This is a genomic window from Aquimonas voraii (assembly GCF_900101825.1).
Lineage (GTDB): Bacteria > Pseudomonadota > Gammaproteobacteria > Xanthomonadales > Xanthomonadaceae > Aquimonas > Aquimonas voraii.
The window spans coordinates 12,349-26,990 of record NZ_FNAG01000011.1 but is presented as its reverse complement, the minus strand read 5'-3'; the positions used below and the strand labels follow the sequence as shown (position 1 = coordinate 26,990).

General features: G+C 67.7%; 13 protein-coding genes. 5 read left to right on the top strand and 8 right to left on the bottom strand.

Annotated elements, in window-relative coordinates; all coding sequences use genetic code 11:
* Window positions 1-25 precede the first annotated feature (25 nt).
* Together BLP83_RS14520 and BLP83_RS14515 are read right to left on the bottom strand one after the other, a co-directional pair.
* A complete protein-coding gene (locus BLP83_RS14520) occupies window positions 26-1,156 on the bottom strand; it encodes a PilT/PilU family type 4a pilus ATPase (RefSeq protein WP_091244318.1) in 1,131 nt (376 codons plus the stop codon).
* A 160-nt stretch (window positions 1,157-1,316) separates the two neighbouring features.
* Window positions 1,317-2,354, bottom strand: a complete 1,038-nt coding sequence (locus BLP83_RS14515; RefSeq protein WP_091244316.1) for a type IV pilus twitching motility protein PilT — start codon at window positions 2,352-2,354, stop codon at window positions 1,317-1,319.
* 148 nt (window positions 2,355-2,502) lie between these two features.
* On the opposite strand from BLP83_RS14515, the gene BLP83_RS14510 reads away from it, so the two are divergent.
* From BLP83_RS14510 to BLP83_RS14490, 5 genes are all read left to right on the top strand, one after another.
* Window positions 2,503-3,228: a YggS family pyridoxal phosphate-dependent enzyme gene (locus BLP83_RS14510; protein WP_091244311.1), complete on the top strand. Its 726-nt coding sequence runs from the start codon at window positions 2,503-2,505 to the stop codon at window positions 3,226-3,228.
* 76 nt (window positions 3,229-3,304) lie between these two features.
* Window positions 3,305-4,135: a pyrroline-5-carboxylate reductase gene (gene proC, locus BLP83_RS14505; protein ID WP_091244308.1), complete on the top strand. Its 831-nt coding sequence runs from the start codon at window positions 3,305-3,307 to the stop codon at window positions 4,133-4,135.
* Window positions 4,136-4,307: 172 nt separating this feature from the next.
* Window positions 4,308-4,880, top strand: a complete 573-nt coding sequence (locus tag BLP83_RS14500; RefSeq protein WP_091244305.1) for a YggT family protein — start codon at window positions 4,308-4,310, stop codon at window positions 4,878-4,880.
* A 68-nt stretch (window positions 4,881-4,948) separates the two neighbouring features.
* The gene (locus tag BLP83_RS14495) at window positions 4,949-5,383 is read left to right on the top strand and encodes a DUF4426 domain-containing protein (protein ID WP_091244302.1); all 435 of its coding nucleotides are present in this window, start codon (window positions 4,949-4,951) and stop codon (window positions 5,381-5,383) included.
* A gap of 12 nt (window positions 5,384-5,395) precedes the next feature.
* Entirely contained in the window at window positions 5,396-6,082 is a 687-nt protein-coding gene (locus BLP83_RS14490; protein ID WP_091244299.1) for a histidine phosphatase family protein, read from the top strand.
* Between the two features lie 271 nt (window positions 6,083-6,353).
* On the opposite strand, the gene BLP83_RS14485 is transcribed toward BLP83_RS14490, so the two are convergent.
* From BLP83_RS14485 to BLP83_RS14460, 6 genes are all read right to left on the bottom strand, one after another.
* On the bottom strand, window positions 6,354-7,661 hold the full coding sequence (locus BLP83_RS14485; RefSeq protein WP_091244298.1) for an amidohydrolase family protein: 1,308 nt from the start codon (window positions 7,659-7,661) through the stop codon (window positions 6,354-6,356).
* Window positions 7,651-10,821: an amidohydrolase family protein gene (locus BLP83_RS14480; protein ID WP_176764214.1), complete on the bottom strand. Its 3,171-nt coding sequence runs from the start codon at window positions 10,819-10,821 to the stop codon at window positions 7,651-7,653. The genes BLP83_RS14485 and BLP83_RS14480 overlap by 11 nt, the downstream gene beginning before the upstream one ends.
* 110 nt (window positions 10,822-10,931) lie before the next feature.
* Window positions 10,932-12,317: a class II 3-deoxy-7-phosphoheptulonate synthase gene (locus BLP83_RS14475; protein ID WP_091244292.1), complete on the bottom strand. Its 1,386-nt coding sequence runs from the start codon at window positions 12,315-12,317 to the stop codon at window positions 10,932-10,934.
* 107 nt (window positions 12,318-12,424) lie between these two features.
* On the bottom strand, window positions 12,425-12,931 hold the full coding sequence (locus BLP83_RS14470; RefSeq protein WP_091244290.1) for a disulfide bond formation protein B: 507 nt from the start codon (window positions 12,929-12,931) through the stop codon (window positions 12,425-12,427).
* Window positions 12,932-13,104: 173 nt separating this feature from the next.
* Entirely contained in the window at window positions 13,105-13,491 is a 387-nt protein-coding gene (gene rplQ, locus BLP83_RS14465) for a 50S ribosomal protein L17 (RefSeq protein ID WP_091244287.1), read from the bottom strand.
* A gap of 146 nt (window positions 13,492-13,637) precedes the next feature.
* Window positions 13,638-14,633, bottom strand: a complete 996-nt coding sequence (locus BLP83_RS14460) for a DNA-directed RNA polymerase subunit alpha (protein WP_091244284.1) — start codon at window positions 14,631-14,633, stop codon at window positions 13,638-13,640.
* Window positions 14,634-14,642 lie beyond the last annotated feature (9 nt).

Sequence of the window (14,642 nt, the reverse complement as noted above, 5' to 3'; positions counted from 1 at the left end):
ATCGCGCGGCGGGCACTGCAGCAGATCAGCGCGACTCGATCAGCTCGACGCCGTCCATGCCCTGCGCCAGCGAGTGCACGTCGCCACCCTGGGCCAGCTTGATCTTCAGGCGCACCTCGTTGGTCGAGTCGGCATGGCGCAACGCATCCTCGTAGCTGATCTCGCCGGCCTGGTAGAGCTCGAACAGGGCCTGGTCGAAGGTCTTCATGCCGAGGTTGGTCGACTCTTTCATCACTTCCTTGAGCTTGTGGATCTCGCCCTCGCGGATGTAGTCCTGCACCAGCGGCGTGCCCAGCAGGACCTCCAGCGCGACCCGGCGGCCCTTGCCGTCCGGTGTGGGGATCAGCTGCTGCGCGACCACGCCCTTGAGGTTGAGCGAGAGATCCATCAGCAGCTGGCCGCGGCGGTCTTCCGGGAAGAAGTTGATGATGCGGTCCATCGCCTGGTTGGCGTTGTTCGCATGCAGGGTGCACAGCACCAGGTGACCGGTTTCAGCGAAGGCGATGGCGTGATCCATGCCCTCGCGCGTGCGCACCTCGCCGATCATGATCACGTCAGGCGCCTGGCGCAGGGTGTTCTTCAGCGCGGCCTCCCAGCTGTCTGTGTCGATGCCGACCTCGCGCTGGGTAATGATGCAGCCCTCGTGCTTGTGCACGTACTCGATCGGGTCCTCGATGGTGATGATGTGACCCGAGGAATTCTGGTTGCGGTAGCCGAGCATCGCCGCCAGCGTGGTCGACTTGCCGGTGCCGGTCGCGCCGACCAGGATCACGATGCCGCGCTTGGTCATCGACAGCGTCTTGATGACCGGCGGCAGATTCAACTCATCGCAGGTCGGAATGCGGGTCTCGATGCGACGCAGGACCATGCCGACCTGGTTGCGCTGGTAGAAGCAGCTCACGCGAAAACGCCCGACGCCGGACACGCCGATGGCGAAGTTGCACTCGTGGGTCTTCTCGAATTCCTCGCGCTGGTTCGGCGTCATCACGTTCAGCACCAGATCGCGCGACTGCTGCGGCGTCAGCGGCGTCTGGGTGATCGGCTGCAGGCGCCCGTGCACCTTGATCGTCGGCGGCATGCCGGACGTGATGAACAGGTCCGAGGCCTTCTTGTGCGACATCAGCTTGAGGTAGCTGGTGAAGTCGATGCTGCTCATGGCGGGCTCCTTCGGAGCGGGATTCGGGATGGGGGATTCGGGATGGAACGACCGCGGGCGCGGCGACTGGGACTCTCACTGCTTCGGGCGGAGACGGAATCGGAACACGGCCACGAGGGCGCTCTCCCAATCCCGAATCCCCACTCCCGAATCCCGGCTCTCATTCAAACAAGCGCTTGTCCTTCGCATATTCCTTCGCCGCCTGACGCGTGACCAGGCCGCGCTTCACAAGATCCTGCAGGCACTGGTCGAGGGTCTGCATGCCGTAGTTCTGGCCGGTCTGGATCGCCGAGTACATCTGGGCGACCTTGTCCTCGCGGATCAGGTTACGGATGGCCGGAATGCCGACCATGATCTCGTGCGCGGCGACCCGGCCGCCGCCGACCTTCTTCAGCAGCGACTGCGAGATCACCGCGCGCAGCGACTCCGACAGCATCGAACGCACCATCGGCTTCTCGCCGGCCGGGAACACGTCGATGATGCGGTCGATGGTCTTGGCGGCCGAGCTGGTGTGCAGGGTGCCGAACACGAGGTGTCCGGTCTCGGCAGCGGTCAGCGCCAGGCGGATGGTCTCCAGGTCACGCAGCTCGCCGACCAGGATGTAGTCGGGGTCTTCGCGCAGGGCCGAGCGCAGGGCCTCGTTGAAGCCGTGGGTGTCGCGGTGCACCTCGCGCTGGTTGATCAGGCACTTGTTCGAGGTGTGGACGAACTCGATCGGGTCCTCGACGGTGAGGATGTGTCCGTATTCGTTCTTGTTGACGTGGTCGATCATCGCCGCCAGCGTGGTCGACTTGCCCGAGCCGGTCGGGCCGGTCACCAGGATCAGGCCCTGCGGCTGTTCGATCAGCTCGCGGAAGATCTTGGGCGCGGCCAGGTCCTCCAGCGTCAGCACCTCGGAGGGAATGGTACGGAACACCGCACCGGCGCCCCGATTCTGGTTGAAGGCATTGACGCGGAAGCGGGCAAGGCCGGGGATCTCGAACGAGAAGTCGACCTCGTAGAACTCTTCATAGTCGCGGCGCTGCTTGTCCGACATGATGTCGTAGATCAGCGCGTGCACCTGCTTGTGGTCGAGCGCCGGGATGTTGATGCGGCGCACGTCGCCGTCCACACGGATCATCGGCGGCAGGCCGGCGGAAAGGTGGAGGTCCGAGGCCTTGTTCTTGACCGAAAAAGCCAGAAGCTCAGCGATATCCATGAGTCGCGCATCCCCGCGTGATGAGTGACGGCGCGCGCCGCGATGAGGCGGGCGCAGCGCCGCTAGACTGTGCCACAGCTCCGGGCGCCCTCGCCCCCGGGCGCCGGCCACGACGCGCTGGAGTATAGCCCCGAACGCCAACCTGGCCATGCCAATGCAAGCCCATAACGAGACGCCCGCCGCAGCCCGCCTGTCCGCCCTGCTCCGCCGCATCGGCGCGGCCGCACACGGCCGCCCGGTCGAGCTGCTGGCAGTCAGCAAGACCCAGCCGGCGGAGGCCGTCGCCGCGCTCGCCGCCTGCGGCCAGCGGTCCTTCGGCGAGAACTACGTGCAAGAAGCGGCCGCCAAGATCGCGGCCTTGCGAACCCTGGGCCTGCGCTGGCATCTGATCGGCCACCTGCAGTCGAACAAGGCCGCGCAGGCGGCGCCGCTGTTCGACTGCATCGAAAGTGTGGACCGCGCCAAGCTGCTGCCGCTGCTGGATGCCGCGCGCGCAACCAGCGGACGTGGGCCGCTGGACATCCTGCTGCAGGTCAACATCGACGACGAAGCCAGCAAGTCCGGCTGCGCGCCCGCCGACGTGCCGGCCCTGGCCGAGGTCGCCGCCCGCTGTCCGAACCTGCGCCTGCGCGGGCTGATGAGCATCCCCGCCCCCGTCCCCGACCTTGCAGCACGCCGCCGCAGCTTTGCGGCCCTGCGCGGTCTGTTCGAGCAGCTGCGCACGCGCTATCCACAGGTCGACACCCTTTCGATGGGCATGAGCGAGGACTTCGAACTTGCGATCGCCGAGGGCGCGACGCGGGTGCGGGTGGGCAGCGCGCTGTTTGGACCGCGAGGAGCCGGGAATCGGGAATCGGCGATCGAGAATCGGTAGAAGCAGCTCCCCGCAAAGCTATCCTTGCCGATCCGGCGCAATCGCATCTCCGCGTTCAGCAGGCTCACTCTCGCCCATGACGATTTCCGATTCCCCTTTCCCGAATCCCGGCCTCACCGCCTTTATTGGCGGCGGCAACATGGCGCGCTCGCTGATCGCAGGCCTGCGCCGGCAGAGGGTGTCGGCGGATCGAATCGTCGTCGCCGAACCGCAGGATGCGCTGCGCCAAGGCCTGCAGGCCGAGTTCGGCGTGCGCGTCTGCGCCGAGGGCCGCGACGCGGTCGGCGGCGCCTCGATCGTGGTGCTGGCGGTCAAGCCGCAGGTCATGCAGGCGGTCTGCGAGGGCCTGCGTGGCGCGCTGGGCGATGCCGTCGTGGTCTCGGTTGCCGCCGGCCTGCCCTGCGCGCGGCTCAGTGAATGGCTTGGCACCCCGCGCATCGTCCGCGCGATGCCCAACACCCCGGCCCTGCTGGGGGCCGGCGCGACCGGGCTGTTCGCCCCGCCGGAGGTCGATGCCGCCGCGCGCGCCAAGGCCGAGGCGGTGATGGCCGGCGCTGGTCTCACCCGCTGGATCGAAGACGAAACCCTGATGGACGTGGTCACGGCGCTGTCCGGCAGCGGCCCGGCCTACTTCTTCCTGCTGGTGGAATCCCTGGTCGCGGCCGCCGTGGCGCAGGGCCTGCCGCGCGAGACGGCCGAGGCGCTGGCGCGGCAGACCGCACTGGGTGCGGCGCGCATGCTGACCGAATCGGGTGATCCCGCCGAGGAACTGCGGCGCCGGGTCACTTCGCCCGGCGGCACCACCCAGGCCGCGATCGAATGCTTCGAGGCCGGCGGCTTCGAGACCCTGATCGCCGCCGCCGTGGACGCCGCGGTCAAACGCGGCCGCGCGCTGGCGGCGGGCTGAAGGCGATGTCGCGGATGCGCCATGCGCACCCGCTAGCGCGGATGAGCGCCGTGTCCTGCGCGGGCTTCAGACTGGCTCGCGCGCCCGAACCTCCAACGGCCAGATGCGCTGATGACACCGGCGCCTGCGCGTACGTCCTATCCTCGCCACCTGTCCACCGGAACCCGCGTCCATGAGCTACTTCGCCCAAGCCGGCGTGATCCTGATCGAGGTCCTGATCGGCCTGTTCGCCACCCTGTTCGTGCTGCGAGTGGCCCTGCCGCTGGCGCGCGCGAACTTCTACAACCCGATCTGCCAGTTTGTGTACCGCGCCACCCATCCGGTCGTGACACCCCTGCGCCGCGCGCTGCGGCCGATCGGACGCTTCGAGACCTCGGCGGCGGCCGTCGCCTGGCTGATCGTGACGATCAAGGTCTGGGCGGTCTACGCCCTGCTGGGGCGTGGCCTGGGGCTTGGCGCAGCGCTGGTCGTCGGCTTCGCCGAAACCCTCGGCCTGGTGCTGTGGATCCTGTTCGCCCTGATCCTGGTGCGGGTGATCCTGAGCTTCATCCAGCCGGCGGGGCATTCGCCGGCTCTGCCGATCATCCTGCAGCTCACCGAGCCGCTTCTGGCTCCGCTGCGCCGCCTGTTGCCGAACCTGGGCGGCTTCGATTTCTCGCCGCTGCTGGCCATGCTGCTGATCTCGCTGTCGCGGGTGCTGGTGATCGCGCCAATCACCGATCTCGGCCTGGCGCTGGCGCGCTGACATCCCCTGCGCGTGCGCCCGGCGTAGGCTGTGCTGCCTGCGCATCCCGAGAGAACAGAGGAATCCCCATGTCACCGCTCCGCTTCCTGCTCGGCCTCACGCTGTCCCTGCTGCCATTGCTCGCTTCGGCGCAGAGCAGCACCACCCGTGGCCTCTACACCATCCACTACAGCGCCCTGCCCTCCATCCTGATCACGCCCGAGGTGGCGCGCAACAGCGGTCTGACCCGCTCGGCCAGCCGTGGCCTGCTCAATATCGCGGTGATCAAGAAGGAAGACACGCGCGAATTCGCCGTCACCGCAGTGATCGAGGCCGCCGCGACCAATGCCGCCGGCCAGCGGCAGAGCCTGCGCATGCGCGAGGTGCGTGAGGGCGAGGCGATCTACTACCTCGGCGAGCCGCGCATCAGCGAGGGCGAGCGCCTCGACTTCGAAGTGCGCGTCACCCCCGAGGGCGCCGGCGAGCCGGTGCTGCTGCGCTTCGCCCAGACCTTCCACCCCTGACCCGGACGCTGCATGAGTCTGATTGCAATCCGACATGGCCAGGCGTCTTACGCTGCTGCCGACTACGACCAGCTGTCGGAGGCCGGCTATGAGCAGTCGCGTCGACTGGGACGTTGGCTGCTGCAGCACGCGCCGCGGCCTGAGCGCGTGGTGATAGGCGCGATGCGCCGTCATCGCCAGACCTGGGAGGCGCTGAGCGAAGCCTATCGAGCCGAAGGCATCGTGTTGCCCGCACCTGAGGTGGATGCAGACCTCAACGAGTTCGACCACCGCGCCGTGCTGGATGGCTATGCACGCGAGCACGCCGAAGCCGCCGCGCTGTTCCGGGTGGATGCGCAAGCGCCGGTTGATCCACGCCGTGTGCTGCAGCAACTGCTGGCGGCGCTGACGGCCTGGACCGAAGACCGCATCGAAGGCGTGCCGGAACGCTGGTCCGAGTTCCAGGCCCGCACCCGCGCCGGCGCCGAACGCCTGCGCCCCGACACCGGCACCGTGCTGGCGGTGTCCTCCGGCGGCGTGCTCTCCCAGTTCGCTCAGGCCGCACTCGAAACCAGCAACGCCCGCGCGATCGAACTGAACCTCAGCCTGCGCAACAGCGCGCTCTGCGAGTTCCACCACCGCACCGGCGCGATGCGCCTGTCGAGCTGGAACAGCGTCCCGCACCTGGCGGAGGCGCGGGAGCTTTGGACGTATTTTTGAGAGCTGGGATTGGGGGTGAGACGGCTCGTTTGCGCGGCACTGCCGCGCGAGTCGTCGAACGCCCGAGCGCTGCGCGCGAGGGCCGGGAACGGGATTCGGGATTCGGGATTCGGGATTCGTCAGAAGCCAGAGCTCTCAAGCTTGTCGCAAGCATTGAGCGCGAGAGGAAACTCCGCGCCCATAATGCTTCGAGAAGCAAGTGCAGCGCCGAGCCCTGATGCTTCGGCTTTTGCGAATCCCCAATCCCGAATCCCAAAGTACCGCGGGCGCATCAGCGCACGCGGTACTTTTCGTACAAGCGCGTATGCCGGCTCGACAGGTCCACTTCGCGTCCGCGGATCCAGGCGCGTTCGACGTTCGTGCGCGCCTCCAGCGGGTCGCCGTCGGCGATCACCAGGGTCGCGAGCTTGCCAGCATCGAGTGAGCCCACCTGGTCGGCGACGCCGAGAATCTCGGCGGGGCTGAGCGTGATCGCGCGGAGGGCGTCCTCGAAGCTCAGGCCGTAGGCCACCGCGCTCGCGGCCTGATACGGCAGGTTGCGCAGGTTGCTGGTGTCGAAGCTGTCGCCGGGCGAGGCGATGGCGAAGCGCACGCCGGCGGCCTTGAGCTTGGCGGCCTGGACGTAAATCGCGTCGACCGCATCGAAGCGGCGCTGCGGCAGCACATGGGTGCCGCCGAGGATGACCGGCACCTCCTGCGCGCGCAGGCGGTCGGCAAGGCGCCAGGCTTCGGCGCCCCCGACCAGCACGGCACGCAGCTTGAACTCAGCGGCGAAATCCAGCGCCGCGCCGATCGAGACCGCATCGTCGGCGTGCAGGAACACCGCCTGCTCGCGCTTCATCGCGGGCTGCATCGCGGCCAGACGCAGATCCGGTAGGGCGACCGTGCCGGCCTGCTCGGCCACGCCATAGGCCCGGGCCTGCTCGAAGGCGCGGCGCAGGCCGCGCTGTTTCTCGGTGACCGCCTTTTTCGCGGCTTCGGCCACTTCGGCCGGCAGCCAGGGCGGTACTTCACCGCCGGGCCAGACGACATGCAGGCCGATCGGCGCCTTGAGCGTCAGCTCCTCCCAGGTCCAGCCATCGAGCTGGATCAGGGCCGAGGTGCCGGTGATCACGCTGCTCGCGCTGGCCTGCGGCGCGCTGAGCGCAAGCAACACACCGTTGGCGCGGGTCACGGGGATCAGTTCGCTTTCCGGGTTGATCGCGACTTCCGCGCGCACGTTGGCGGCGTTGAGTCCCACTTCGGCCATATCGTTGGTGGCGCGCACCGCACCGATCTCGGTGAGGCCGAGCACGCTGTGGGCAGCGATCAGACCGGGGTAGACCTGCTTGCCGGTGGCGTCGATGCGATCCGCGCCATCGAGCGAGATCTCGCTCCCGCCGACAGCAACAATGCGTTCGCCCTCGATACGCACGCGGCCGCCCTCGATGCGCGCACCGCTGACGGTGTGGACGGTGCCGCCATCGATCACGATCGGGCGCTCGGCCGGACGCGCCGGCGGACCGGGCTGGGCAAAGGCAGGTGCAAGGCCCAGAGCCAGCAAAGCGCTTGCTGCGAACAGGCGGGGCTTAGTGGACATGGTCGTTGATCCCGCAGCTGTTGAGGTCGGTGCCGTCGTGATAAAGCCCGCGCAGGGCGCCGAAATGGGCCAGCCAGCGCACGTCGCTCTGCACCAGCCGCAGCAGGGCGGGATCAATACGCGCCGGCTTTTCGTCTTCCGGCTTCGCCTCGGCCGTCATCGACTGTGACTTGCGCCGCTCGGCGGCAGCCAGCGCCAGCAGGCGCTCGCGCTCGGCGAGGATCTGCGCCTGCAGCTGAGCATCCTCGCTGCGGTCAAAGTAGCGTCGGCCATCGATCCAGGTCGTCTCGGCGCGCGCATAGTTCGACAGCGGGTGCGCGCTCCACAGTACGAGATCAGCATCCAGGCCCGGCTTGATGGCGCCCACGCGGTCGGCGATCCCGAGCTGGATTGCCGGGTTCAGTGTCACCAGCTTCCAGGCTTCCTCGTCGCTCAGGCCACCGTGGCGCAGCGCCTTGGCGGCCTCCATGTTGAGCCGCCGCGCCATCTCGTCGCTGTCGGAATTGAAGGAGCTGACCACGCCGGCGCGGGTCATCAGCGCGCCGTTGTGCGGGATCCCGTCGATGACCTCCATCTTGAAGCCCCACCAGTCGGCGAAGGTCGAGGCGCCAGCGCCGATCTCGGCCATCTCGCGGGCCACCTTGTAGCCCTCCAGCACGTGCTGGAAGCTCGCGACCTTGAAGCCGAACTCCTGCGACAGGCGCACGAACATCAGGATCTCGTCCTGCCGGTAGGAGTGGATATGCACCCGCCGTTCGCCGCGCAGGATCTCGGCCAAGGCCTCGAGGCGCAGATCGCGACGCACGGGCTCACCTCGCTTCAGGGAAGAGTCGTAGGCCCGGGCGGCAAGGAAGTGGTCGCGCATGATCTGCTCCACGCCCATCCGCGTCTGCGGATAGCGCACGGTCATGCTCTCGCCCCAGTTGGACTGCTTGACGTTCTCGCCCAGCGCAAACTTCACCCCGGTCGGCGCGCCCTCGAAGACGAGGCCCGCGGCATCCGCGCCCCAGCGCAGCTTGATCACCGCGTTCTGCCCGCCCATGGGATTGGCCGAGCCATGCAGCAGGTTGGCTGAAGTCACCCCGCCGGCCAGCTGGCGATACAGGTTGATATCGGTCGGATCGAGCACGTCGCCCACCCGCACCTCGGTGGTGACCGCATGCGAGGGCTCGTTGACGTTGCGGGCGATGGCGGTATGCGAATGCGCGTCGACGATGCCGGCGGTCAGGTGCCGACCTTGGGCTTCGATCACCTCAGCGCGGCCGGCACTCAAGCCCTGCCCCACCTCGACGATGCGGCCCCGGCGCACGCGCACGTCCGCCCCTTCGAGCACGCCCTGCTCGGTGTTGGTCCAGACCGTGGCACCGCGGATCAGCAGTTCCTCGGCCTGCGGCGGCAGCGCCATGCGGGCGTACTCGCCGGCGGGGTAGCCGCGGTAAGCAGGGATCGCGCGCGGCGGCTCGGCCGGCTTGAAGTCCTTGGCAGGCGCGGTCGATACGGCACTGCTGGTGCCGGAGAAGCCGTAGCGGCGACCATCGACGGTTTCCGCAAAACCTTCCACCGCCCCGCCCTCGCCGATCGCAAGGTCGACCCGTGCGGTGCGCGCGGGCCAGCCGGCGGGACTGGATTCCGGTAGTGCCACCCAGCGGCCATCAAGCTGCTTCAGTTTCAATCGGGACTCACCGAGCGCGAGCTCGCGACTGTCGCCGCTGCCGCTCAGCGACCAGGTCTCGCTGCGACCGTCGGCATGCCAGCGCAGGCTCAGCGCATCGCCCGGCAGACGCGGCGCGATGGCCGCCAGCTCGAAGCGCTCGCCTTCCACCCAGACCTCATAGAGCTTGGCCTTGTCCTCACGGAACAGGCCGGCATCGGCGATCACGAGGTTGGCGAGCTGGCCCGGCGCCACCCGGCCGAGCCGATCGCCTGACTTCAGCAGTTCGGCCGGAGTCACGGTGAGCGCACGCAGCGCGGCGTCTTCTGAGAGTCCAGCCGCCACCGCGCGGCGCAGGGCCGGCCAGAACTGCTTGGCCGGCTCCTTCAGGCCGCGGGTCGACAGCGCAAACGGCAGCCCCGCTTCGGCGACGCGTGCGGCGTTGGCAGGCGCCTGCTCCCAGTGCTGCAGGTCGGCCAGCGCGGTCTGCAGGGCCACTCCGGGCTGTTCGACGGCGGGTGCCTCGGGGAAGTTGAGCGGCAGCACCAGGGGCCTGTTCCAAGCCTTGAGCTGGGGCAGCAGGCGGTACTCATGGCCGGTGCCGACCAGCACGCCATCGAGCTTGAACTCGGCGGCGATGGCCTGGAAACGGCCGGCATCGAGCTCGTCGTCCATCAGCAGGAACACGCGCTGCCGGCCCGCCAGAACCGGCGCCAGCGCCTGCAGGCTCTGGCTGTGCTGCAGGCGGGCATCGGTGACAGCGCGCCGCGAGGCGGACGACTGCGCGCCGGCATACCACCGCGCATCGAGCAGACTCTGGCGGATCAAGGCGATGCTGCCCATCAGCGAGCCCGGGTAGTCGGAACCGAACTGGAAGTCGAAGCCGAACACCTGCGAGACCTCTGGCGCCAGCACGGCATCGCGGCGTGGGCCGGTATCGATCAGGCTGATCAGCGCGCCCTGCCCGGCCAGGATGCCGGCCTGCGGAGCCACGTGTGCGGCCGCGAACCCCAGCTCGCGCAGCGGCTTGGCGTCTGCCGGCTTGTAGTCGATCGAGCGCGCCGCGGAGCGCTCGGGCTGGGCGCGACGATTCCAGTGCGGTGTGCCCGGCTGGCTGGCCTGCTGATCATGCGGCGGCGCCTGTCCCGGCTGTCCATCCTTGATGCCCCCTCGCTGGTGATCCGCAGGCAGGCCAAGCGTCGTGATCGGCTCGACGAAACCCGCGAAGACCGTGGCGCCGCCAAGATCACGAATCTCGAAGCCGGCGGGAATGCGCAGGCCCGATCCCACCGACTCGATGCGGCCGTCGCGCAGCAGCACAGTGGCGTTCTCGATGACCTTGCCTGGCTCGGGCACGACGCGCGCATTGGTCAGCGCCACGCTGCGCGAAGGCCGATCGGCGACGCCCTCACTTGGCAGGGTACGCTGCTGCGCGACCGCAACGGCGGCTACCAGCGGCAGCACAAGAAGGCAGGTCCGGGCCAGCGGCCGGACGATGGATCTGGACATTCGATTCCCCATGGGCCCACCCGGGGCTATGGGGAGACGATAGTGGCGGGCGCGTAATCCAGCGCCGCCCATAAGTCACGCGCGGGCGCGATGCACCCGCGCGCTTCGGATCACAGGGGCAGCGACTGCACGCCGCGCTTGCGCACGATCAGCAGGGCCAGCTCCAGCGACTGCTCGTAGTTGAGCCGCGGATCCACGGTGGAGCGATAGGCACGCTCAAGATCGACATCAGTCAGATCGCGGGCACCGCCCGTGCACTCGGTGACGTTTTCGCCGGTGAGCTCAAGATGCACGCCGCCGAGACGCGTGCCGGCCGCGGCGTGGAGGTCGAAGGCCTGCTCCAGCTCGCTGCGGATGTTGTCGAAACGGCGGGTTTTGAAGCCGTTGCTGGTGGATTCGGTATTGCCGTGCATGGGATCCGCCACCCAGAGCACTCGGCGCCCTTCGCGGCGCATGAGCTCAAGATGCCCAGGCAGCTCCGACGCAATCTTGGCCGCACCCATGCGGTGGATGAAGGTCAAACGCCCAGCCTCGTTTTCCGGGTTGAGAGCGTCCGCCAGGCGCAGCAGCGACTCCGGCTTCACGCCAGGACCCACCTTGACCGCTACGGGATTCCGGATGCCACGCATGTACTCGGTGTGCGCACCGTCCAGTGCGGCCGTGCGCATGCCGATCCAGGGGTAGTGGGTGGAGAGGTTGAACCAGCCCCAGTTGCGTGGCACCTGTCGGGTCAGCGATTCCTCGTAGTCGAGCAGGAGCGCCTCGTGCGAGGTGTAGAAGTCGACCCGGCGCACGCCTTGCGAGGCCTCGCCCGAGAGCGTCTCCATGAAGCGCACGCCATCGCCGATCGCGCGCACCATGCGGTGGTACTCCTCGGCCAGCGGTGAATGGCTGACCCAGCCCAGATCCCAGTACTCCGGGTGATGCAGGTCGGCGAAGCCGCCGTCGATCAGCGCCCGCACGAAGTTCATCGTCAAGGCCGATCGCGAGTGCGCTTCGATCAGGCGCCGCGGATCGGGCAGGCGCGCCTCGGGCGTGAACGCGGGCGAGTTGATGATGTCGCCGCGGTAGCTGGGCAGCTCGACACCGTCCTTGATCTCGGTATCCGCCGAACGCGGCTTGGCGTACTGGCCGGCGAATCGACCCACCCGGATCACCGGCATGCGCAGGCCGTACACCAGCACCACGCTCATCTGCAGCAGCACCTTGAGTCGATTCGAGATCAGTCCCGACTCGCAGTCCGAGAAGCTCTCGGCACAGTCACCGCCCTGCAGCAGGAAGCGCTGGCCCTCCTGGGCTTCGGCCAGCTGCTTCTTCAGCGCCAGAATTTCAAGCGAGGTCACCAGCGGCGGCAGCCGACTCAATTCTGCCAGCGTGGCATCAAGGGCCGTGCGGTCCGGGTAGCGCGGCTGCTGCAGAGCGGGGCGCTCACGCCACGAGGACGGGCTCCAGTCAGCGGGCAGGTTCACGGCTTCTAGGTTGCGTTCGGGCGGCATGACACGACTCCGGGGGCTTGCTGCATTGCGTCAGCGATCATGCCACAGGGCCGGCGGAGCCAAGGTGTAGCCGAGGCCTTGGTCCAATCCGTCACACCGCGATGGACTCAAGCGGGACGGCGCAGCCCGGCCCACAGCGCTCCGACGCCAAGCCCGATGAACCAGACCAGAGTCCAGACCGGCATGGACAGACCGAGGAAGGTCCAGTCGATCTTGGCGCAGTCGCCGGAGCCGGTGAACACCTTCTCGATCACCGTCTGCAGCGGGAATGCATCGAGCATGTAGCCAAGCTCCATGCCGCCGCAGCTCGGCACCTCATCGGCTGGCAGATGCTGCATGCGGACATGCCAGCCGGCGACACCCACGCCGACCGCGGCCCCCAAGCCAACCATCGCGGTGTTCAGCATCCGCAACCAGCCAGGTCGCGGCCCGATGATGGCACCGAGCAAGAAGAACAGGCCCATGAAGACAAAGGCGATGCGCTGAAGGATGCAGAGCGGACACGGCATCATCAGCATGCCGTGCTCAACGTACAGCGCGTAGCCGAGCAGGGCGGCGCAACAGACGAAGCCGGCTAAGAACTGGGCGCGAAAACTCCAGGCGAATGGATTCATCGATGCTCTCTTGCAGTGGGTCGACGCGGCCACGCCACGACGGACGGGCAGCCGAAGAATAGCGTCTCCGAACGTGTCCGCCCCACCAAGGACTGCAAATGCGCCGGCGGGTTCCGCACGAACGAAAACCCCGGCACGAGGCCGGGGCTGTCGGGAGAACTGGGTTGCCGCGACTACTCGGCAGCCGGCTCGATATCGACCTGCGGGCGGTCAACCAGCTCAACGTAAGCCATCGGAGCGCTGTCGCCGGCGCGGAAGCCGCACTTCAGCAGGCGCAGGTAGCCACCCGGACGGGAGACGTAGCGCGGGCCGATCTCGACGAACAGCTTGCCGACGGCGACCTTGTCGCGCAGACGCGCGAACGCCAGACGACGGTTGGCGACGCTGTCGACCTTGGCAAGGGTGATGAGCGGCTCGGCGAAGCGACGCAGCTCCTTGGCCTTGGGCAGGGTGGTGCGGATCAGCTCATGCTTGATGAGCGAGGCAACCATGTTGCTGAACATGGCTTTGCGATGGGCGCTGTCGCGATTGAGCTTGCGGCCCGACTTCTGGTGGCGCATGGGAAATTCCTGGTTGAATGCTGCAGCTGTTGGATTTCGCTGTCGCCGTCCTGGCGTTGCAACAATGGACTGCGGATGGTCCGGGTCGGCCGTCCCTGGCCGACGGTCGCGGGCCATGCGGCCCGTCGACGGTTTGGATCAATCGATCAGCCGAGCATGCCCTGCTGCAGACCAGCCGGTGGCCAGTTCTCAAGCTTCATGCCGAGCGACAGGCCACGCTGAGCCAGCACTTCCTTGATCTCGGTGAGCGACTTCTTGCCGAGGTTCGGCGTCTTGAGCAGCTCCACTTCAGTGCGCTGGATCAGATCGCCGATGTAGTAGATGTTCTCGGCCTTGAGACAGTTCGCCGAACGTACGGTCAACTCGAGGTCATCGATCGGCCGCAGCAGAACCGGGTCGACGCCGGTGGCGGCCTGCTTCGACTCGCCGCGCTGGCGCTGGGTGAAGTCGCCAAACACCGACAGCTGGTCGGTGAGGATGTCGGCGGCGGTGCGCACGGCTTCCTCGGCGTCGATGCTGCCGTTGGTCTCGATGTCCAAAACCAGCTTGTCGAGGTTCGTACGCTGCTCGACGCGGGCGTTCTCGACCGCGAAGGCAACGCGACGCACCGGCGAGAAGGAGGCATCCAGCATCAGGCGACCGATCGCACGCGACTCCTCATCAGGACGACGACGCGCGGAGGCGGGCTGGTAGCCCAGACCGCGCTCGACCTTGAGGCGCATGTTCAGCGCGACATCCTTGGTCAGCGTGCAGATCACGTGCTCGGGATTCAGAATCTCGACGTTGTGATCGGTACGGATGTCACCTGCGACCACGACGCCCGCGCCCTGCTTGCTCAGGGTCACGGTGGCCTGGTCAACGTTGTGCATGCGCAGCGAAACGTCCTTGAGGTTCAGCAGGATCTCAAGCACATCCTCCTGGATACCCTCAACCGTGGTGTACTCGTGCAGCACGCCGTCGATCTCGACTTCGGTGATCGCGAAGCCGGGGATCGAGGACAGGAGGACGCGACGCAGCGCATTGCCGAGCGTATGGCCGTAGCCACGCTCCAGCGGCTCGACAACCACCTTGGCGCGGTTGTTGGCGATACGTTCGATGCCGATGCCGCGCGGACGCAGCACCTGGGTGGCGGAAACGGACATTCGGCGGTT